The following is a 19,473-nucleotide window of genomic DNA, read 5'->3' as shown; positions in this document are numbered from 1 at the left end:
GGTCAGCGCGCCGCGGTGGACGTCCGCTCCGGCACCGAGACGCGCGGCAGCAGGGCGTGCACGAGCGGCCCGACCGACAGCGCGTACAGCACGGTCGCCAGGCCGAGGGTGCCGCCGAGCAGCCAGCCGGTGGCCACGACCAGCACCTCGATCGACGTGCGCACCAGCCGGATCGAGCGACCGGTCCGCCGGACCAGCCCCGTCATCAGTCCGTCGCGCGGCCCCGGTCCGAGGCGCACGCCGATGTAGGCCGCCGTGGCCAGCGCGTTCAGCAGGATCCCGGCCGCGGCGAAGCCCATCCCGGCGGCCACGGACGGCGCCGCCGGCAGCACGACGAGCGCGGCGTCGACCGCGACGCCGATGACGAGGACGTTGCTCACCGTGCCGAGACCGGGCCGCTCACGGAGCGGGATCCAGGCGAGCAGGACGACGGCGCCCACGACGACGGTGACGGTGCCCAGCGACCAGCCCAGCTGCCGGGCGAGCCCCTGGTGCAGCACGTCCCACGGCATGACGCCGAGGCCCGACCGCACCAGCAGCGCCATGGAGACGCCGTACAGGAGCAGCGCCGCGTAGAGCTGGACGAGCCGGCGCGTCCATGTCGCCCGCCCGGAGGGAACGCCGGCGGGGCGGTGAGGGGTCGGAGGCACGCACCGATAGTGCCAGCCCGGGCGGCGGGGGACGGGCCGCAGCCGGGAGCGGGGGCCCTTCCGACGCGTCAGCGGGACGGAACGGGCCAGTCCGTCGCGGCGGCGGCGGTCGCGGCCCGCAGGACCTCCTTGACCGGAAGGCCCAGGTCGCGGGCCAGCGCGGCGACGTCCTCGTACTCGACGCTGACGTTGACCGCCCGCCCGCCGGAGACGGCCACCTTCACGCCCACCCGGCCGCCCAGCACCTCGACCGAAGACGCCGTCCGTTCCAGCGCCACCTTGCCGACCGGCGTCACCCGGAGCCCGATGGTCGACGTCGTCGCGAAGACCGCCCCTGCACGTCCGGGACGGCCTCGGGGCGGCACAGCACCGAGAGCGTGTGTGCCGGGCGGCCCTTCTTCATCAGGATCGGGGTCAGCCACGCGTCCGAGGCGCCATTGGCGAGGAGCGCGTCCAGGACGCCGGGCCACAGTCGCGGGTCCAGGTCGTCGATGTTCGCCTCGAGCACGACCGGCCCCGACGGTGCCGCCTCCACCGGTTCGCCCAGTACCAGCCGGACGACGTTCGGCAGCTCGACCGGATCGCGGGCGCCGGCACCGGTACCCACCCGGGTCACGCGCAGGGCGGGCAGCGTCGTCCACTCGTCCACGAGCTCGGCCACCAGGGCCGCGCCGGTGGGGGTGCACATCTCGGCCGGCACCGGGCCCGCGACCACGGGGATCCCGGCGAGCAGCTCCAGCACGGCCGGCCCGGGGATCGGGACGACGCCGTGCGCTCCCCGCGCCGAGCCGCTGCCCAGCGCGACCGGGGAGGCGGTCAGCCGGGTGAGCCCGAGGTGCGCGAAGCCGGCGACGACGCCGACCACGTCGGCCAGCGCGTCGAGTGCGCCGACCTCGTGGAAGTGCACCTGCTCGGGCGGGACGCGGTGCACGCGTCCCTCGGCGACGGCCAGGCGCTCGAACACGGCCAGCGCGCCCTGCCGCACGGCGGGGTCCAGCGCGGCGGCGTTCAGAAGGGACCGCACGTCGGACCAGGTCCGATGCGTGGACGACGCCGGTGCGTGCACGTGCACGCGGGTCGCCCCCAGCCCGGAGCGGGTGACCGGCTCCGTTCCCAGCCGGATCCGCTCCACCGGCAGCGCGGCGACCGCGGCCGCCGGCACGTCGAGCGGGACCCCGGCATCGACGAGGGCCCCGAGCAGCATGTCGCCAGACGCCCCGGCAGCGAGATCCAGCCAGCCGATCACACTGTCGTCCTACCGGACGACACCGCGGCCAGGGGGCGTCCCCGGCCTGCGCCGAGCCGCTGCCCGTGTCCCTGCCGGGAACCCTCCGGGCCCCGCGCCGGGTCCACCCGGCTGCGCCGGAATCACCTTCCCGCTCGTCTGGCCACGCGGGCGGCGAAGACGCCCGCGGCGTAGCCGTTGTCGATGGCGCCGACCGCCACGCCCGGCGACGTCGAGTTCAGGATCGTCATGAGCGCGCCGAGGCCACCGAACGCGGCGGGCTGGCCGGTCGACGTGGGCACCGCGATCACCGGGACGTCGGTCATCGCGCCGATCATCGGGGCCAGCGAGGCGTCCAGCCCGGCGACGACGACCAGGCAGTCGACGTCGCTCAGCAGGCTGCCGTCGGTGAGCATGGCGCGGATCCGGGCGGCCCCGACGTCGTCGACCCGGACGACCTCGGTGCCGGTGACCCGGGCGGCGAAGGCGGCCTCCGCGGCCACCGGGATGTCACCACCCCCGGTGCAGAGCACGTGCACGCGTCCCACCGGCTCGGGCATCGGCCCGACGGCGGCGGCCATCGCGGCGGCGTCCATCGTCGTGTACGCGTCGTGCTCGCTCGCCAGCGCCACCAGCACGTCGGCGGTCGCACGCAGCACGAGAGCCGGCCGGTCGGGGTGCTCCCGGCGCGCCTCCCGGACCAGGGCGAGCACCTGCTCGGTGGTCCGTCCGGTGGCCCAGATGACCTCGGGCTCCGCCGGGATGCGGGCCGGTCCGCCGCCGGGAGCGCCGAGCACGGGAGCCTGCTCGACGGGGGCAGCAGGAGCCGGACCGAGAAGGGGCTCGATGGGGCTTCCCGTGCCCAGCGGCGGGTCGACCGCGCGGGGCCCGGCGAGCAGCCGCGCGAAGCCGTCGGTGCCGTCGGAGGCGGAGCGGACCGGCGGGGACGGCACGGACGGCGATGGGCCGGCGACCACGACCGCCGTCGTGTCGTCCGCGCTGTCGCCGGGAGCCGTGCCGGCGTCCTGGGCGTCCGCCGGGGGCCCGGCGGGCTCGTCCAGCGGGTTGGCGTCGACCCGCGTCTGGGTGACTCCGGAGAGCCGGATCACCCGGTCGCGGCCGCTGCGCTTGGCGTCGTAGAGCACGCCGTCGGCGGCGGCGAAGAGCGTGCGCCGGTCGTCACCGCGGGCCGCGGAGGCGATGCCCACGCTGATCGTCACGGGGAAGGGGAGACCCAGCTCGTCCCAGTCGTAGGCCGCGACCTTGCGGCGGGTGCGCTCGAGGGCGCGCTCCGCCTGCTCCGCGGTCGTGTCGGGCAGCAGGATGACGTACTCGTCGCCGGCCCAGCGGCACACCTCGTCGGTGTCACGGACGCCGGCGATCAGCAGCTCCCCGACGATCCGCAGCACCGCGTCCCCGCCCGGGTGCCCGATCGCGTCGTTGACCTCCTTGAACCGGTCGACGTCGACGACGGCCAGGGCCGGCGCGGCACCCGCGGACAGCAGCCCGTCGAGGCGGGCCTCGGCGTAGCGCCGGTTCGGCAGGTGGGTGAGCGGGTCCTCGTAGGCCTGGCGGCGCAGCTGACCGGCGGCGCGCTCGGTCTCCAGCAGGCTCTTGCGTCGGCCGAACAGCTCCACCCAGCGGGTGCGGCGCTCGTCGACCCGGTCCAGCTCGTCGGAGAGGTAGGCCTGCAGGTAGGGCAGCGCCCGGCCGGCGTCGGCCTGGTCGGCGTGCAGCGTGCACAGCTCCCGCAGCGCGGCGCGGCGCAGGCGGGGCAGCCCGTGCTCGGTCGCGAGGGTGAGGGCGGAGACGAGGTGCTCGTCGGCCGGGCGGAGGTCGCCCTGCCGGCGCAGGGCCCGGCCCAGCGCGAGCTGCGCGGAGGCCAGCTGGGCCCGGTCGGCGGTGGCCGAGGTGATGCGGACGGTGGCGCGCAGCGGGCCGGTGGCGGCCGCGTGCTCGCCCAGCCCGACCAGGGCCCAGCCGTGCACGACCTGGGCCGCGACGAGGCCGGGCGCGTCCGGGGGAAGGAGTTCCAGGGCGTGCTCGGCGAGCCGGCGGGCCTCGGCGAAGTGCGGGGTGGCCGACTCGGGGGCGCCGTCGTCGAGGAGCCCCTCACCGAGCTCGGCGCACAGCTCGCCCAGGCGGGTGGCGGTGGTGGCGACGACGACCACCGGGTCCCCCGCGAAGTCTCCGTCCCCCTCCTCCCCCAGCGCGCCCGGCCGCGCCGCGGCGGCGATCGCGGCCTCGTGCGAGCGGCGCTGGTAGTCCAGCGCCAGCGGCATCAGCTCGAGGTCGGCCAGCACGCCGGCGAGGGTGCCGAGCGTGTCGACGAGCAGGGAACTCGGCGGCAGGGCGGGGTCGAGCAGGCTGGCCGCCTCGACCGCCTCGTCCATGGCGGCGTCGATCCGGCGGGAGAGCAGCTCGATGCGGGCGTGCCGGGCCAGCCCGGCGGCGCGCTGCAGGTCGTCGTCCGTGGCGTCGAACGCGGCCTTGGCCGAGCGCACCAGGGCGATGGCGAGGGCGGCGCGCGAGGCGGACTCCGCGCGGGGGTCGGACTCCTCGTCCGAGCCGTCGATGAGGTCGGCGACACCGGCGTGCAGGTCGAGGGCGGGCTCCGCCGACTCGGGCGGGGTGTCCACCGGATCCCCGACGAGGGTGAAGCCGGCGACGCGCAGCCGGCGGACCAGCAGCTCGGCCCGGAGGGTGTCGGCCCAGGCGCGGCCCAGGGAGCCGGGGGCGGCGGCAGGGTCGGCAGGGACGTCGGCGGCCGGTTCGGCGGCGACGTAGGGGGAGGGATCCCGCTCGACGCCGGCGAGCAGTTCCTCGGCATCGTCGAGCTGCCAGTTCGCCAGCGCCGCGGTCACCCGCTGGTGCAGGGCTCCGGGTGGCACGAGCGCACTGTGCACGCCGCCTGCGCGGCTGTCGAGCACATGTCCGGGAACGCGCCGTCCCCCGTCAGTCCCGTCCCTCGAGCCCCACGTGCGGGGCTCGCTCACGGGTTCGCCTCCCCGTCGGGCGCTGCGTCCTCGTCGTCCCCGGGGTCGCCGGCGGGCCCGGTGGACGCGCCCGCGCCCGGGGCGCGGACCCGGTTCCGGCCGCTCCGCTTGGCGGAGAACAGGTGCAGGTCGGCGGCGTCGAACAGGGCCCGCCAGCCGGCGTCCGCGCCCGGCGTGCCCTCGGCGGTGCCCGCGGTGCTGGCCACCCCGATGCTCACGGTGACCGGCCCGGGGATCTGCACGTCGTTCCAGTCGGCGGCCGCGACGGCGCTGCGCAGGCGTTCCGCGACCACGACGGCCTGCGGCTCGGTGGCTCTCGGCAGGATCACCAGGAACTCGTCGCCCGCCCAGCGGTACACCTCGTCGCCGGTGCGGCTGTGCTCGCGCAGCAGATCGGCCACCCGGCGCAGGACGACGTCGCCCTCGGTGTGCGACGCGGCGTCGTTGACCGACTTGAACCGGTCCACGTCGACGACCGCCAGCGACAGCGGCTGCTCGCTCAGCGGCAGCGCGCCCAGGCGCCGCTCGGCGCTGCGCCGGTTGCCGAGCCCGGTGAGGGGGTCCTCCAGCGCGTGCCGGCGCAGCAGGGCCGCCTGGCGCTCGGCCTCGCGCAGCCGGCTGCGGCGCACGAACATCTCCGCCCAGAGCTCCCGGCCACGGGCCTGCGCGCGACCGGTGTCGGCGCGGTAGGCCTCCAGCCAGTGCAGCGCCTCGGCCGGGCGGCCCAGGTCGGCGGAGAGCTGGCCGAGCTCGAGCAGGCTCTGGCGGTAGCGGCGGCGGTCGCCCGCGGCCGCGAACGCGCCGCCGGCGTCGACGAGCAGGCCGATCGCCTCCTCGCCGCTCTCCTCGTCGTTGCCGTCGCGCTGCGACATCCGGGCGAGCAGGCGGGCCAGCGCCAGGCCCGTGTAGCCGCGCAGCCAGAGGCTGCCCTCGGCCTCCACGCGGCGACGGACCCGGCGCAGCGGGCCGAGCGCGCCGTCGAGATCGTCGGCGCACGTCAACGCCCAGGCCTGGACGACGTCGAGCAGGTCGAGCTCGGTCGCGTCCTCGTCCGGTTCCCAGCCGAGCTCCCGGGCGGAGGCCGCGCAGGCGACGGCCTCGCCGGCCAGCTCGCGCGCGCGGTCGGCGTTGCCGCGACGGCGCAGCGTCTGCGCGAGCTCGGTGTGCTGCTGAGCCGACAGCAGCCGCATCCGCCACTGGTCCTCGGGGCTCCGCAGTGCGGCGGCGACGTGCTGGGCGCGCATCGCGTGGGCGACGGCCAGCTCCTCGAGGTCGAGGGCGGCGAGGGTCATCGAGAGCCAGCGGTGCGCCTGGAGCAGAGCCCGGGACGGCCCGCCCGCGTCGGCGGTGGGTGGGGGGTGCTCGGTGAGCAGGCTGGCATCGACGGCCAGCAGCATCGCGGAATCGAAGTGGTCGGCGGCGACCTGGATGTGGGCCAGGTAGGACATCGCCAGCGCCGTGTGGGCCGACGGGTCGCACTTGTCCAGGGACTCGCGTGCGGCGGCGACGTCCTGGGCCGCCTGGTCGGGCTCGTTCCCGAGCAGCGCCCGCCGGGCCGCGAGCGCGCTCCGCCACGCGACCCAGAGGGGGTCGGAGGTGCCGGCGAACGCGTCGGCGGTCTCGCCGACGAGGGTCAGGAAGGCGTCGTCCTGCCGGTCGCTGCTGGCGAGCAGACGCCAGAGCGCAGCCTCGAGGTCGCCGGAGGCGACGCGGGCCGAGCCGGGGTGCACGCATTCCTCCAGTCGCGGGGGGTGGGCCGGCCGTACGGGCCGGAACTGCCGGTCGAGCGAGGCAGCTTCCCCCGGGTGGAGCTTCCGCCCCGACCCGCCCGCACTACCCTCGCCGGATGCCTGGAACGCCTCCGACGCGGTTCGCTTATCTCGGGCCCGAGGGTACCTTCGCCGAAGCGGCGCTCAGCATGGCTGTTGCCTCATCGGAGGGAGCCCGTTCACCCTTCCCGAGCGTGGCCGCGGCCCTGGGTGCCGTCCGTTCGGGGGACGTCGACGCGGCGCTCGTCCCGCTGGAGAACTCGGTCGAGGGCTCGGTGCCCGCGACGATGGACGGGCTGGCAGACGGCGACCCGCTCGTGATCACCCGTGAGGTCTTCCTCCCGGTGACGATGACGCTGGTCGTCCGCCCCGGCACGGCGCTGTCCGACGTCCGATCGGTCGCCAGTCACCCGCACGCCCTGGCGCAGGCCGCCCGGTGGCTGTCCTCGAACCTCCCGGGAATCTCGCCGCTGCCCACGACGTCCACCGCCGCAGCCGCCGCCTCGGTTGCCGAGGGCGACTTCGACGCCGCGGTCTGCGCCCCGATCGCCGCGCAGCGGTACGGGCTCACGACGCTGGTCGACGACATCTCCGACCATCCCGGGGCGGTCACCCGGTTCGTGCTGGTCGCCCCGCCCGGAGCGCTTCCCGAGCCGACCGGCAACGACAAGACGTCGCTCGTCGTGGTGGTGGGCGACCGGACCGGGGCCCTGTTGGAGATGCTCGGCGAGTTCGCCGTCCGCGGTATCTCGCTGACCCGGATCGAGTCCCGGCCCACCCGGCAGCGGCTGGGGGTCTACTCGTTCTCGCTCGACTGCGAGGGGCACATCGCCGATGCGCGGGTGGGGGAGGCACTGGCCGCGCTGCACCGGGTGTCCGACGGCGTCCGCTTCCTCGGCTCCTATGCGCGCGCCGACGACCGGGAGAACAAGCCGGTCCCGGAGAGCGCCGCCGATGCCTCGTTCGTCGAGGCGCTGGCGTGGCTGGACGGGATCCGCGCCGGCCGCTTCCCGAGTTGATCATCGGGCTGTTGCCGCTCCGCCCGGCCGGTCGGCGGGTGTCTGCGGCAGGAACGCGATGATCGACTAGCGCTGGGCGGGCTCCAGCACGCGCTCGGCCGCCACGGGCGCCGGCCCCTTCGCCAGCGTGCTGGGCCACCACACCGTGTCGCCGATGATCGCGACCGCGGCCGGCACCACCAGCGAGCGGACGACGAACGTGTCGAGCAGCACGCCGAACCCGACCAGGAACGCCATCTGGACCAGGAACAGCAGCGGCAGGACCGACAGCGCGCCGAACGTCGCGGCCAGCACCAGCCCGGCCGACGTGATGACGCCGCCGGTCACCGCGAGCGCCCGCAGCACGCCGGACTTCGCGCCGTGCCGGGCGGACTCCTCCCGCGCCCGGGTCATCAGGAAGATGTTGTAGTCGATCCCCAGCGCGACGAGGAACACGAACGCGATCAGCAGGATGGCCGGATCGCTGCCCGGGAAGGCGAAGACCCCGTCGAACAACAGGGCGGCCACCCCCACGGTGGCCCCGACGCTGAGCACCACCGTCGCGACGAGCAGCAGCGGGGCGACCAGGGACCGCAGCAGCAGCGCCAGCACCAGCGTGATGACGACGAGGACGCTCGGGATGATGACCCGCAGGTCGCGCGCGGCGCTCTCGCGGGCGTCGAGGTTGCTCGCGGTCTCACCGCCCACGATCGCCTCCGGATCGGCGTCGTCCAGCGCGGTGCGGAGGTTCTGCACCGTCTCGATCGCGGCGACGCTGTCGGGGGCGACGTCCAGGGTCGCGTCGAGCCGCACCAGGCCGTCGACGACGACCGGCCGCGCGCCGGGGCCGGGCGGGCCTCCGGTGAAGGGGGCGACGGCGGCGACGCCGTCGGTGGCCGCGGCCACCTCGGCGACCGCGGGCCAGCTGTCCTCCGGCGCGACGATGACCGTGGGGCTGCCCGCCCCGGCGTCGAAGTGCCGGCCCAGCGCCTCCTGGCCGGCCACCCCGTTCGACTCCCCGCGGATCGCGTCGGAGATCGGGATCCCGTCGGCGTCGTAGGTGGGTGCGAACACGGCAGCGGCCATGAGCGCGGCGACGCTCACGAGCAGCACCCGCCGCGGACGACGGCCGACGAGGGCGGCGACGCGCGGCCAGCCGCGGCCCTGCTTCGGCTCGACGCCGTACTGGGGACGGAACGGCCAGTAGGCCGCCCGGCCGAGGAGCGTGAGGGCCGCCGGCAGGAACGTGAGCGCGGCGAGGACGGCGAGGGTGACGCTCACCGCGGAGATCGGACCGAGCCCGCGGTTGGAGCCGAGGTCGGAGAAGAGCAGGCACAGCACGCCGAGGACGACGGTGGCGCCGGAGGCGACGATCGGCTCCCACGACTGGCGCAGCGCGATCCGCATGGCGGCGTACTTCGACCGCTCCCGGCGCAGCTCCTCGCGGAACCGCGCCGCCAGCAGCAGCCCGTAGTCGGTGGCCGCTCCGACGACCAGGATCGATGCGATGCCCTGGCTCTGGCCGTTGACGGTGATGACGCCGCCGTCGGCGAGCAGGTACGCGACCGCGTTGGCGGCGGTGAGCGCCAGCCCGGCGGTGGCGATGACCAGCAACGGCAGCAGCGGGCTGCGGTAGACGATCAGCAGGATCACCAGGACGACGCCGAACGCGGCCAGCAGGAGCAGACCGTCGATCCCCTCGAAGGCGCGGGAGAAGTCGGCGAAGATGCCGGCCGGTCCGGTGACGAACGACTCGGTGCCCTCGACGCCGATCGTCGCGCGGAGCTCCTCGACCAGGGGCAGCAGATCGTCGCTGAGGTCGGGGGCCAGGGGCAGGAACGCCTGCACCGCCTCGCCGTCCTCGGAGGGGATGGGCGGCGAGGGCTCGCCCGCGAGGGCGCCGGCCTCCTCGGCCACCGCGGTGGCCTCGGCGATCCGCTCGCCGATCGCGCCGAGGGTGGCCTGGTCGACGGCGCCGTCGCTCTCCCACAGCAGGAGGGCGGGAATCGACTCGGTGGGCTGGAACGACGTCTGCAGCTCCTGCACGCGGGTGCTCTCGGCGCTGTCGGGGAGGAACGCGGCGATGTCGTTCTCCTGCAGCCCGGTGAGCTTCGCCCCCAGGGCGCTCAGCGGCGCGGCGCTGCCCAGCCAGACGAGCAGGATCAGCAGGGGGAGGAGCCAGCGGAGCGAGCGGCGGGGCATGATTTCCCTTGATCGTGGATTGTCTCGATGTTCGAGAGATTAGCGAAGCGGCCGCGGAGGTGACCAGTGGGGAGGGACGTCGACCGCCAGGAGCTCGCTCTTCTCCTTCGCCGACTGACCGTCGAGCTGGATGCAGTCGGGCAGCGATTCGCCGAGCTCCACGGACTCAACCGCACCGACGTCCGGGCGCTGGTCGCGGTCATGGACGCCGCCCGGCGGGGGACGTCGCTGACCGCGGGTGCGCTGGGCGAGGCCGTCGACCTCCGATCGGCCTCGGTGACGGCGCTGGTCGACCGGCTGGAGCGCGTCGGGCACCTGCGGCGGGTGCGGAACCCCGAGGACCGGCGGCGGGTGTCGCTGGAGATGTCGGACACCGCGATGGCCGCCGGTGGGGAGTTCTTCGGCGGCCTGCAGCGCGACCTGATGGCCGCCATGTCGGACTACTCGGACGAGGAGCTCGAGACCGTCGCCCGCTTCCTGACAGCGATGACCGACGTCATCGTGCGCCACCAGCGCCCCGAACCGACCGCTCGACCGTGAGCGGGGTGACCCGGCCGGCGCTGTGCACTTCCGGGGGTCCTCCGGCCCGGATGGCCCCGGGACGTGCACAGCCGCCGAGACCTCAGAGGTAGAGGCCGGTCGATTCCTCGATGCGCTCGGCGGCGACGGCGTGCACGTCCCGCTCCCGCAGGATGATCAGGTCCTCGCCGTGGACCTCGACCTCGTGCTGGTCCTCGGGGGAGAAGAGCACCTGGTCGCCGACCTTGACCTGCCGGCAGCTCGCGCCGACCCCGCGCGCCTCGCCCCACACCAGCCGCTTGGCCACCTGCGCGGTCGCCGGGATGAGGATGCCGCCGCTGGAGCGACGGTCGCCGTCCTCCTTGCGCAGGGCCACCAGGACGCGGTCGTGCAGCATCTTGATCGGCAGCCCGCCGCCCTTACCGGCTGGGACGGGGATGGTCTCGGGCACGTAGCGAAACGCTACCCGGCCCCACCCCTCCCGCTTTCGGTACCGAAAGCGGGAGCGGCCACCGCCGCTTCCGGTACCGAAAGCGGATCAGGACCAGCCGAGCTCGTGCAGCCGGTCGTCGTCGATCCCGAAGTGGTGCGCGATCTCGTGCACGACGGTGATCAGGACCTCCTCGACGACGTCGTCCTCCGTCTGGCAGATGTCGCAGATGGCCTCGCGGTAGATCATGATCCGGTCCGGCAGGTCGCCGCCGTAGTGCCAGCCGCGCTCGGTCAGCGCGTGGCCCTCGTAGAGACCCAGCAGGTCCGGCTCCTCCGGATTCCGGTCCTCCACCAGGACGACGACGTTGTCCAGCAGCTCCATCAGCTCCGCCGGCACCTCGTCGAGAGCGTCGGCGACCAGCTCCTCGAACTGCTGACGGGGGACGGGCCTCACCGGATCGCCGTCGTCGACGTGCCCACCGGCCGAGCCGGCTCCGGGGCGATCGCCGTCACCAGCTGATCGGCAGCGGCCGGCCCTCCTCGTACCCGGCCGAGCTCTGCACCCCCAGCACCGCGCGGTCGTGCAGCTCGTCGATGCTCTGCGCCCCCGCGTAGGTGCAGGCCGAGCGGACGCCGGCCACGACCTGGTCGATCAGGTCCTCGACGCCCGGCCGCGCCGGGTCGAGGTACATGCGCGAGGAGCTGATTCCCTCCTCGAAGAGGCCCGCCCGGGCACGCTCGAAGCCCGACGCCGTCGCCGTCCGCGCCTTGACCGCGCGCGCCGACGCCATGCCGAACGACTCCTTGTACAGCCGGCCGGCGTCGTCGTGGACGTCACCGGCGCTCTCGTAGGTGCCGGCGAACCAGGAGCCGACCATGACGTTCGCCGCCCCCGCCGCCAGCGCGAGCGCCACGTCCCGCGGGTGCCGCACGCCGCCGTCGGCCCACACGTGCCCGCCCAGCTCGCGGGCGGCGTCGGCGCACTCCTCGACCGCGGAGAACTGGGGCCGGCCGACCCCGGTCATCATCCGGGTGGTGCACATGGCGCCCGGGCCCACGCCCACCTTGACGACGTCGGCACCTGCCTCGATGAGGTCGCGGGTGCCCTGCGCGGTGACCACGTTGCCTGCGACGACCGGCGTCGCCCCGGCCACCGACCGCACGGCCCGCACCGCCTCGATCGCCTTCTCCTGGTGACCGTGAGCCGTGTCGACGACGAGCACGTCCACGCCGGAGGCCAGCAAGGCGCTCGCCTTGCCGGCCACGTCGCCGTTGATCCCCACCGCGGCCGAGGTGAGCAGGTCGCCCGCGGCGTTGACGGCGGGCAGGTAGAGGGCCGAGCGCAGCGCGCCCTTGCGCGTGATGACGCCGACCAGCCGGTCGCCCTCCACCACGGGCGCAGCGCTCACCCGCTCCCCGGACAGCACGTCGAAGATCTTCGGCAGGTCGGTGCCGGCCGGGATCGTGAGCGGGTCGGGCGCCATGACCTCCGACAGCTGGGTGAAGCGGTCCACGTCCCGGCACGCACCGTCGGTGACGACGCCGACGGGGACGCCGTCCTCGACGACGACCACGATCCCGTGCGCCCGCTTGGTGAGCAGCGACAGCGCCTCACCCACGGTGGACGTCGGGCCGAGCGTGATCGGGGTGTCGTAGACCGGGTGCCGCTTCTTCAGCCAGGACACGACCTCGCCGACGACGTCGACCGGGATGTCCTGCGGCAGCACGGCCAGGCCGCCGCGCCGGGCCACCGTCTCGGCCATCCGGCGGCCGGAGATCGCGGTCATGTTGGCGACGACGACCGGGATCGTCGTCCCCACCCGGTCGGGCGTGGTCAGGTCCACCTCGAGCCGCGATCCCACCGACGACCGGTTCGGGACCATGAACACGTCCGAATAGGTCAGGTCGTGAGCCGGCCGTGCACCACCGAGAAACCGCATGACGCCCATTGTCCCGCAGGGCGCCGCTGCGGGTGCCGTCACGCTCGCAGGTGTGCGATTCCGTAGTCGACGAGACGGTCGTCGCGGGTGACCAGGGTCAGGCCTTCCATCCGGGACTGGGCGACCAGCATCCGGTCGAACGGGTCCGCATGGTGCGGCGGCAACCCTCCGGCGGCCAACGCATGCGCGACGGTGACCGGCAGCTCGGTGAATCCGTTCGTGGCGAGCTCGGCCGGCAGGTCGTCCGGCCCGCTGAGCGTGCCGATCGACTGCTTGATGCCGATCTCCCACGCAGAGGCGGCCGACACCGCGACGAACTCCGCTCCGGCGATCGCGTCCGCCGCGGACTGCTCCAGGCGGGGGTCGTCGTCCAGCCACCAGAGAAGCGCATGGGTGTCCAGGAGGAGCCTCACGGCCGTTCCCCCCGGAACGCGGCGGCGACGTCCTCGGGTAGTTCGTCGAAGTCCGCGGCCATCCGGATCTGCCCGCGCGCACTCCCCGGCGTCCGGCGGACCGGCCGTGCCGGAACGGGGACGAGGCGGACCATCGGCGTGCCGGAGCGCGAGATGACCACGTCCTCCCCTGCCATCGCCCGGTCGATCAGTTTCGAGAGCTGGGTCTTGGCCTCGTACACGTTCACCGGCTCGGTCGCACCCACACGAGAACGGTAACGCTGGTTGGTCTGGTTGACCAGACCAATGCGGGAACACCAACGGGGGCGAGCACATCCCGCCACCTACGATCGGGGGGTGATCGACCTGCGACTCGTGCGCGAGAACCCCGACCTCGTCCGTGCCAGCCAGCGGGCCCGGGGCGCCGACGAGTCCCTGGTCGACGCACTGCTCGCGGCCGACGCGGCCCGCCGCGAGGCCGTGACCCGCGCCGATTCCCTCCGGGGGGAGCAGAAGACCGCCTCGCAGGCCGTCCGCGGGGCGAGCCCGGAGGAGCGGCCCGCCGTCCTGGAGCGCGCCAAGGCGCTCGCCGCGCAGGTGAAGGAGGCAGAGGACGCCCAGCGCGCCGCCGACGCAGCCCTGCGCGCCGCCCACCTGCCGATCCCGAACGTCGTCGCCGACGAGGTCCCGCCCGGCGGTGAGGACGACGCCGTGCTCATGCGGACCGTCGGCGAGGTGCCCGCCTACGACTTCCCGGTGCGTGACCACCTCGAGCTCGGCGAGCTGCTCGGCGCCATCGACATGGAGCGCGGCGCGAAGGTCTCCGGCGCCCGCTTCTACTTCCTCACCGGGCCCGGTGCGCTGCTGGAGTTCGCGCTCGCCCAGCTGGCGATCTCCCGGGCCGTCGCCGCCGGGTTCGTCCCCGTCGTCGCTCCCGCGCTCGTCCGCCCCGAGGCCATGGAGGGCACCGGCTTCCTGGGCGAGCACGACGAGGAGGTCTACCGGATCGAGCGGGACGACCTCTACCTCGTCGGCACCTCCGAGGTGGCGCTCGCCGGGATGCACGGCAACGAGGTGCTCGACCTGTCGGCCGGGCCGAGGCGCTACGCCGGCTGGTCCTCCTGCTTCCGCCGCGAGGCCGGCTCCTACGGCAAGGACACCCGCGGCATCATCCGCGTGCACTGGTTCGACAAGGTCGAGATGTTCAGCTTCTGCCCGCCCGAGGAGGCGGCCGCCGAGCACCTGCGGCTGCTCGCCTGGGAGGAGGAGTTCCTGCAGGCCCTCGAGCTGCCCTACCGCGTCGTCGACATCGCCGCCGGCGACCTCGGCACGAGCGCGACCCGCAAGTACGACATCGAGGCGTGGTTCCCCAGCCAGGGCACCTACCGCGAGCTGACGTCGACGTCGGACTGCACGACGTTCCAGGCGCGCCGGCTCAACATCCGGTTCCGCGACGCCGACGGCAAGCCGCAGACCGCCGCCACGCTCAACGGCACCCTCTGCGCGATCGCCCGCACCATCGCCTGCCTCCTCGAGGTCCACCAGCGCGCCGACGGCTCGATGTACGTGCCCAAGGCCCTCCGCCCGTGGCTGGGCGGGGTCGAGGTGCTCACCCCCGGGATGGACCTGGGGACAGCGGTCCCGCCCGCATGAGCGGAGCAGAGCCGGCGCCGAAGGTGCTCAAGGCCTACGGCGCGCTGCCCGGCGCCGACCGCGTGGTCGAGGGCCCGGTGGCCGACGCCTGGCTGCCGAAGCTCGTCGCGACCGACCTCGACGGCACGCTGCTCGACTCGGCCGGGGAGGTCAGCCCCCGCACGCGTGCGGCCCTGACCGCCTGTTGGGACGCCGGGATCCCCGTCGTCGGCGTGACCGGCCGCGGCCCCCGCCTGCTGGACAGCGTCCGGGAGGCGCTCGACGCCCGGGGCATCGCCGTGCTCGCGCAGGGCGGGTACGTCGTCGACCTCGAGCGCGACGAGGTGCTCCGCACGGTGGGGCTGCCCCGCCGCCAGGCGGCCGCCGTGATCGAGGCGATCGAGGCCGTCGCCGGCGAGTTGATCGTCGCCGTGGAGGACGCCGCCGAGCAGAGCGAGGCCCGCCGGCCCCTGCGGGTGCAGCACGGGTTCGACTGGCCCTATCCCGAGCCCTCCGACGTCCTGCCCCGCCACGAGGTGCTGCCCGCCGGGCCGGTCCTGAAGGTGTTCCTGCGCTCCTCGACCCTGGATCAGGACGAGCTGCTGGCGCGGGCGAAGGACGTCGTCGACCCGGCCGACGCCGAGGTCACCCACGCCGGGCTGGGCTTCATCGAGGTCCTGCCGCCGGGCATCACCAAGGCCAGCGGCCTCGCCGTCGCACTGGAGCGGTACGGCGTCGGCTTCGGGGACGTCCTGGTCTTCGGCGACATGCCCAACGACCTGCCGATGATCGCCGCGGTCACCGCGGCCGGAGGTCGCGCGGTGGCTGTCGCCAACGCGCATCCCGCCGTCCGCGCGGCGGCACCGGAGCTCACCAGCGGGCACGACGTGGACGGCGTCGCGCAGTACCTCGAGGCGGTCCTCCTCGATGTCTGACTGGAGGCCGCGGCTGATCGTCAGCGACATGGACGGCACCCTCCTGCACTGGGACGACACCGTGAGCGAGGCGACCGTCGCGGAGCTGGATCGGTGGCGGGAGGACGGCGTCCCGGTCGTGCTGGCCACCGGCCGGCCGCCCCGCTGGATGCACAAGATCCGCGAGGTCCTCCGGCACGGCACCGCGGTCTGCTGCAACGGCGCGATCCTGCTCGACCTGGAGACCAACGAGATCCTGGACGAGGACCTGCTGGCGCCCGGCGTCCTCCAGGAGGTCACCGCCGAGCTGCGCAGGCGCCGGTCCGACGTCTGGTTCGCCGTGGAGTACGGCGACCAGTTCCGTCACGAGCCGGTCTACCGGCCGCGCTGGGACGTGAATGCTCCTGGCGTCGAGGTCGCCTCGCTGGAGGAGATGGTCGCCGCCCCGGTGGCCAAGCTGCTGGCCCGGCACGAGTCCCTGCCGCGGGACGAGTTCGTGTCGCTCGTCGAGAGCGTCGCCGGCCACCTCGCGACGGTGACCAACTCCTCGGACGACGCCCTCGCCGAGATCTCCGCCGCCGGCGTCACCAAGGCGTCGGGGCTGGCCAAGGTGGCCGCCCGGCACGGCGTCGGCCCGGGGGACATCGTGGTCTTCGGGGACATGCCCAACGACATCGCCGCGTTCGAGTGGGTGCGCGACGGCGGCGGCCGGGCGGTGGCCATGGCCCACGCGCATGCCGACCTGCTCGCGGTCGCGACCGACGTCACCGGCACCAACGACGACGACGGCGTCGCGGAGTTCCTCGCTTCGCTGTGACACCGTCGTCCTGCCGGACGACGACGCGGCGGGCGGCCGTTCCGACTGGGTGAGCGGTGGGTTCCACCATCGGACCGACCCAGCGCGACGGCGCCCCCGAGGGGTGGCGCCGTCGCGCTGTCCCGGGCTCAGGTCAGGACGTTGTAGGCGATCACCATGTTCGCGATCGCCACGACGATCGCGACGACGCCGATCACCAGGCCGGCGGTCGCCTTGCCCGACCGGGTGCTGCGGCGGGCGATCGCGCCCAACGCGACACTCACCACGCCGAGTGCGAGCCCGACGACGGCGAACAGGACGGCGAAGACGACGCCGACGATGCCGGTCACGAGCGAGGCGATCGCGAGGCCGTTCTGCCCGCTCTGCGTGGCGGGGGTGGTCGAGTGCTCTGTGGTCACGGTTCCTCCGTCCGAGCGACCGGGAGCTCCGGTCGCGTCGGAGGGGACTGGTCGACCGGCCGGGCGGCGAAACCGCCCGGTCCCGGATTCACCCGTGCAGGTGGCGCCGGTTCACTCGTCAGAGGTACTGGCCGCCGCTGCGGGCATCGGGCTGACCCGGCGTGTGGCCCCCGGGAAGAGCCTTGCGCTTCATGTCCTCGAGCTGGGCCCGGGCAGCCATCTGCTGGGCGAAGAGCGCGGTCTGGATCCCGTGGAAGACGCCCTCCAGCCAGCCCACGAGCTGCGCCTGAGCGATGCGCAGCTCGGCGTCCGACGGCGTCTCACCCTCGTTGAAGGGCAGGGTGATCCGCTCCAGCTCCTCTCGGAGCTCCGGCGCCAGACCCTCCTCGAGCTCGCGGATGGAGGCGGCGTGGATGTCGCGCAGCCGGTTCCGGCTCGCGTCGTCCAGGGGGGCGGCCCGGACCTCCTCCAGCAGCTGCTTGATCATGGTGCCGATCCGCATGACCTTGGCCGGCTGCTCGACCATCTCGCCGATGCCGGGCCCGCCGTCACCGTCGTCGTCGTGGCCCATCGGCATGGCGCCGACCGGACGCCCGTCGGGGCCCACGACCACGACCTGCTGCGGGCGTTCGCTGCCGTTTCCGGGTGCAGTCATGCCCCCCATCCTGCCCGGTGGCCCCGGCGCCCGGACGGGGGCCGCCGGGCGGCGGCCTCACCCCTCGTTCAGCAGCAGGACCTTGCCGATGTGCTCGCTGGCCTCGACCACCCGGTGCGCCTCGGCCACCCGGGCCATCGGCAGCCGGCGGTCCACGATCGGACGGACGACGCCGCGCTCGACGTCGGGCCACACGTCGTGCAGCACGGCCGCGACGATCTCCGCCTTGCCGCCGGGGCCGGTCGCGGGCCGCGAGCGGAGCGTCGTGGCGGCGACCGAGGCGCGCTTGCGCATCAGTTTCCCGAGGTCCAGCTCGGCCTTCGTCCCGCCCTGCATCCCGATCGAGACCAGCCGGCCGCCGGTGGCCAGTGCCTCGACGTTGCGCATCAGGTACTTGGCGCCCATGTTGTCGAGGATCACGTCGACGCCCGTGCCGTCGGTCTCCTGCGCCACCCGCTCGACGAAGTCCTCGTCGCGATAGTTAATGCCCACCTCGGCGCCCAGCTCCCGGCAGACGTGGAGCTTGGCCGCCGTCCCGGCCGTGGTGAACACCCGGGCTCCGGCGCGGGCCGCGAGCTGGATGGCCATCGTGCCGATGCCGCTCGACCCGCCGTGCACGAGGAAGCGCTCACCGCGGCGGAGCCCGGCGAGCAGGAAGACGTTGGACCAGACCGTGCAGACGACCTCGGGCAGCGCGGCGGCCGTCGCCAGCTCGACACCGGAGGGCCGGGGGAGCAGCTGCCCCGCGGGGACGGCGACGCGCTCGGCGTAGCCACCGCCGGAGAGCAGCGCGCAGACCTCGTCGCCCACGGACCAGTTCGTCACACCCGGCCCGACCTCGCTGATGATCCCGCTGCACTCCAGTCCGAGGATGTCGCTGGCGCCCGGCGGAGGCGGGTAGAAGCCCTGGCGCTGGAGGAGGTCGGCGCGGTTCACCGCCGTCGCCACCACGTCGACGATCACCTCGCCGGGGCCGCAGGCGGGGTCGGGGACCTCGCCCCAGCCGAGGACCTCCGGGCCGCCTGGTTCGCGAATCGTCACCGCACGCATGGACCGACCCTAGGCACCGCTACCCTCCCGGCGACGAGAGGGGAGACCCGTGGCGATCCCGATCCTGCCGGTGCGGGACCTCGCGGAGGCGCGTGCGCTGTGGACCACCGCCGGCCTGACGGTCGAGGACTACAGCGACGGGTACGCCTTCGTGCTCGCCGACGGGTGCGAGATCGTGCACCTCGAGGTCCATCCCGCGCTGGATCCCGCGGCCAATCCCAGCGCCTGCTACATCCACGTCGACGACGTGCACGGCTGGCACACGCGGCTGGCCGACGCCGGCCGGCCGGTCACCCCGGTGCGGAACGAGCCGTGGGGCATGGCGGAGTTCAGCGTGCGCGACCCGAGCGGCAACCTGGTCCGCGTGGGCCGGCCGATCTGATTCGTCTTCAGGCCAGCCGCTCGTCCAGGTGGACGGTGACCTCGTCGCCGGTCTGCTTGCCGAGTGCCTGCCGCAGGTCCTTCGTCACCGGCAGCTTGTGCGTGCCGTCGCCCAGCGCCATGAACGAGCTGCGGAAGGGCTGCCCGTCGACGGTGCCACGGACCTTGACGAGGCCCCGGGTGCCGAAGCACTCGGCCGATCCGGGCATCTGCACGTAGGTCCAGCCGCCCTTGGACGGGCTCTGGACGAGGGGAGCGGTGAACTCCAGGTCCAGGGGGCCGGGAGCGCGGGGGTCGGTCATCGTCGTCGTCCTTCCGGCGGTCCGGGACGCCGGCAACGGCGTCCCAGCTGAGACGGCCCGGGCTGGGGGAAATCATCGGCCGCCGGCCCACCCCTGCGCCAGATCCGCTGACGGAGAGCGCCGACGCGCCGCGGTGCGGGGCAGCGGGCTGATCGGCACGGTCCGGGACGGGGCGACTCGGTGCGGCGGTGCCACTGTCGG

21 protein-coding genes are annotated in these 19,473 nt (G+C 74.4%); 6 read left to right on the top strand and 15 right to left on the bottom strand.

Features of this window, described 5'->3' with window-relative positions; all coding sequences use genetic code 11:
• Window positions 1-2 precede the first annotated feature (2 nt).
• The 5 genes from E4P39_RS11960 to E4P39_RS11945 form a co-directional block, all read right to left on the bottom strand.
• On the bottom strand, window positions 3-650 hold the full coding sequence (locus tag E4P39_RS11960) for a hypothetical protein (RefSeq protein WP_135136798.1): 648 nt from the start codon (window positions 648-650) through the stop codon (window positions 3-5).
• 68 nt (window positions 651-718) lie between these two features.
• On the bottom strand, window positions 719-946 hold the full coding sequence (gene larC, locus E4P39_RS23215; protein WP_280790851.1) for a nickel insertion protein: 228 nt from the start codon (window positions 944-946) through the stop codon (window positions 719-721).
• Window positions 943-1,896: a nickel pincer cofactor biosynthesis protein LarC gene (larC, locus tag E4P39_RS11955; RefSeq protein WP_280790850.1), complete on the bottom strand. Its 954-nt coding sequence runs from the start codon at window positions 1,894-1,896 to the stop codon at window positions 943-945. Before larC (E4P39_RS11955) ends, larC (E4P39_RS23215) begins: the two co-directional genes overlap by 4 nt.
• Window positions 1,897-2,018: 122 nt before the next feature.
• Entirely contained in the window at window positions 2,019-4,766 is a 2,748-nt protein-coding gene (locus tag E4P39_RS11950; protein WP_245159784.1) for a diguanylate cyclase, read from the bottom strand.
• Window positions 4,767-4,867: 101 nt separating this feature from the next.
• Window positions 4,868-6,601, bottom strand: a complete 1,734-nt coding sequence (locus E4P39_RS11945) for a GGDEF domain-containing protein (protein WP_135136796.1) — start codon at window positions 6,599-6,601, stop codon at window positions 4,868-4,870.
• 116 nt (window positions 6,602-6,717) lie between these two features.
• Between E4P39_RS11945 and pheA the strand changes: the two genes are divergently transcribed.
• Window positions 6,718-7,659 carry a prephenate dehydratase gene (gene pheA / locus E4P39_RS11940; RefSeq protein ID WP_135136795.1) on the top strand — a complete coding sequence of 314 codons (942 nt, stop codon included), beginning with the start codon at window positions 6,718-6,720 and terminating at the stop codon, window positions 7,657-7,659.
• Between the two features lie 66 nt (window positions 7,660-7,725).
• Here the strand turns inward: pheA and E4P39_RS11935 are convergent, their stop codons facing one another.
• Window positions 7,726-9,840: an MMPL family transporter gene (locus tag E4P39_RS11935; RefSeq protein WP_135136794.1), complete on the bottom strand. Its 2,115-nt coding sequence runs from the start codon at window positions 9,838-9,840 to the stop codon at window positions 7,726-7,728.
• 66 nt (window positions 9,841-9,906) lie between these two features.
• On the opposite strand from E4P39_RS11935, the gene E4P39_RS11930 reads away from it, so the two are divergent.
• The gene (locus E4P39_RS11930) at window positions 9,907-10,380 is read left to right on the top strand and encodes a MarR family transcriptional regulator (RefSeq protein ID WP_135136793.1); all 474 of its coding nucleotides are present in this window, start codon (window positions 9,907-9,909) and stop codon (window positions 10,378-10,380) included.
• Between the two features lie 82 nt (window positions 10,381-10,462).
• On the opposite strand, the gene E4P39_RS11925 is transcribed toward E4P39_RS11930, so the two are convergent.
• From E4P39_RS11925 to E4P39_RS11905, 5 genes are all read right to left on the bottom strand, one after another.
• Complete coding sequence (locus tag E4P39_RS11925; protein WP_245159783.1) at window positions 10,463-10,810, bottom strand: co-chaperone GroES; 348 nt, start codon at window positions 10,808-10,810, stop codon at window positions 10,463-10,465.
• An 87-nt stretch (window positions 10,811-10,897) separates the two neighbouring features.
• Entirely contained in the window at window positions 10,898-11,245 is a 348-nt protein-coding gene (locus E4P39_RS11920; protein ID WP_135136792.1) for a metallopeptidase family protein, read from the bottom strand.
• Between the two features lie 55 nt (window positions 11,246-11,300).
• Window positions 11,301-12,731, bottom strand: a complete 1,431-nt coding sequence (locus E4P39_RS11915) for a GuaB1 family IMP dehydrogenase-related protein (RefSeq protein ID WP_135136791.1) — start codon at window positions 12,729-12,731, stop codon at window positions 11,301-11,303.
• 38 nt (window positions 12,732-12,769) lie between these two features.
• Entirely contained in the window at window positions 12,770-13,144 is a 375-nt protein-coding gene (locus tag E4P39_RS11910; protein WP_135136790.1) for a type II toxin-antitoxin system VapC family toxin, read from the bottom strand.
• Entirely contained in the window at window positions 13,141-13,389 is a 249-nt protein-coding gene (locus E4P39_RS11905) for a type II toxin-antitoxin system prevent-host-death family antitoxin (RefSeq protein WP_245159782.1), read from the bottom strand. The genes E4P39_RS11910 and E4P39_RS11905 overlap by 4 nt, the downstream gene beginning before the upstream one ends.
• A 91-nt stretch (window positions 13,390-13,480) precedes the next feature.
• Between E4P39_RS11905 and serS the strand changes: the two genes are divergently transcribed.
• Genes serS through E4P39_RS11890 form a run of 3 tightly spaced genes read left to right on the top strand, consistent with a single transcriptional unit; the run spans window position 13,481 to window position 16,486 of the window.
• Entirely contained in the window at window positions 13,481-14,776 is a 1,296-nt protein-coding gene (serS, locus tag E4P39_RS11900) for a serine--tRNA ligase (protein WP_135136789.1), read from the top strand.
• Window positions 14,773-15,690 (top strand): HAD family hydrolase, encoded by a 918-nt coding sequence (locus E4P39_RS11895; RefSeq protein ID WP_135136788.1) that lies wholly within the window; start codon window positions 14,773-14,775, stop codon window positions 15,688-15,690. Before serS ends, E4P39_RS11895 begins: the two co-directional genes overlap by 4 nt.
• The gene (locus tag E4P39_RS11890; RefSeq protein WP_135136787.1) at window positions 15,683-16,486 is read left to right on the top strand and encodes an HAD family hydrolase; all 804 of its coding nucleotides are present in this window, start codon (window positions 15,683-15,685) and stop codon (window positions 16,484-16,486) included. Before E4P39_RS11895 ends, E4P39_RS11890 begins: the two co-directional genes overlap by 8 nt.
• Before the next feature lie 128 nt (window positions 16,487-16,614).
• On the opposite strand, the gene E4P39_RS22335 is transcribed toward E4P39_RS11890, so the two are convergent.
• The 3 genes from E4P39_RS22335 to E4P39_RS11875 all read right to left on the bottom strand — a co-directional run bounded on the left by E4P39_RS22335 (window position 16,615) and on the right by E4P39_RS11875 (window position 18,589).
• Window positions 16,615-16,884, bottom strand: a complete 270-nt coding sequence (locus tag E4P39_RS22335) for a hypothetical protein (RefSeq protein ID WP_167761811.1) — start codon at window positions 16,882-16,884, stop codon at window positions 16,615-16,617.
• 118 nt (window positions 16,885-17,002) lie between these two features.
• Window positions 17,003-17,539, bottom strand: coding sequence for a bacterial proteasome activator family protein (locus tag E4P39_RS11880; protein WP_135136785.1), 537 nt, complete (start codon window positions 17,537-17,539; stop codon window positions 17,003-17,005).
• Between the two features lie 57 nt (window positions 17,540-17,596).
• Window positions 17,597-18,589 (bottom strand): NAD(P)H-quinone oxidoreductase, encoded by a 993-nt coding sequence (locus tag E4P39_RS11875; protein WP_135136784.1) that lies wholly within the window; start codon window positions 18,587-18,589, stop codon window positions 17,597-17,599.
• A 49-nt stretch (window positions 18,590-18,638) separates the two neighbouring features.
• Between E4P39_RS11875 and E4P39_RS11870 the strand changes: the two genes are divergently transcribed.
• Complete coding sequence (locus tag E4P39_RS11870) at window positions 18,639-18,971, top strand: VOC family protein (RefSeq protein WP_135136783.1); 333 nt, start codon at window positions 18,639-18,641, stop codon at window positions 18,969-18,971.
• A 7-nt stretch (window positions 18,972-18,978) separates the two neighbouring features.
• Here E4P39_RS11870 and E4P39_RS11865 read toward each other — a convergent pair whose 3' ends face one another.
• Window positions 18,979-19,272, bottom strand: a complete 294-nt coding sequence (locus E4P39_RS11865) for a DUF1905 domain-containing protein (protein ID WP_209306498.1) — start codon at window positions 19,270-19,272, stop codon at window positions 18,979-18,981.
• Between the last annotated feature and the right edge of the window lie 201 nt (window positions 19,273-19,473).

It is taken from the genome of Blastococcus sp. CT_GayMR19 (genome assembly GCF_004570385.1).
In the GTDB taxonomy this organism is placed as follows: Bacteria; Actinomycetota; Actinomycetes; order Mycobacteriales; family Geodermatophilaceae; genus Blastococcus_B.
Note: the sequence above shows the minus strand (reverse complement) of the source record. Positions and strands in the feature narration are given on the sequence as shown.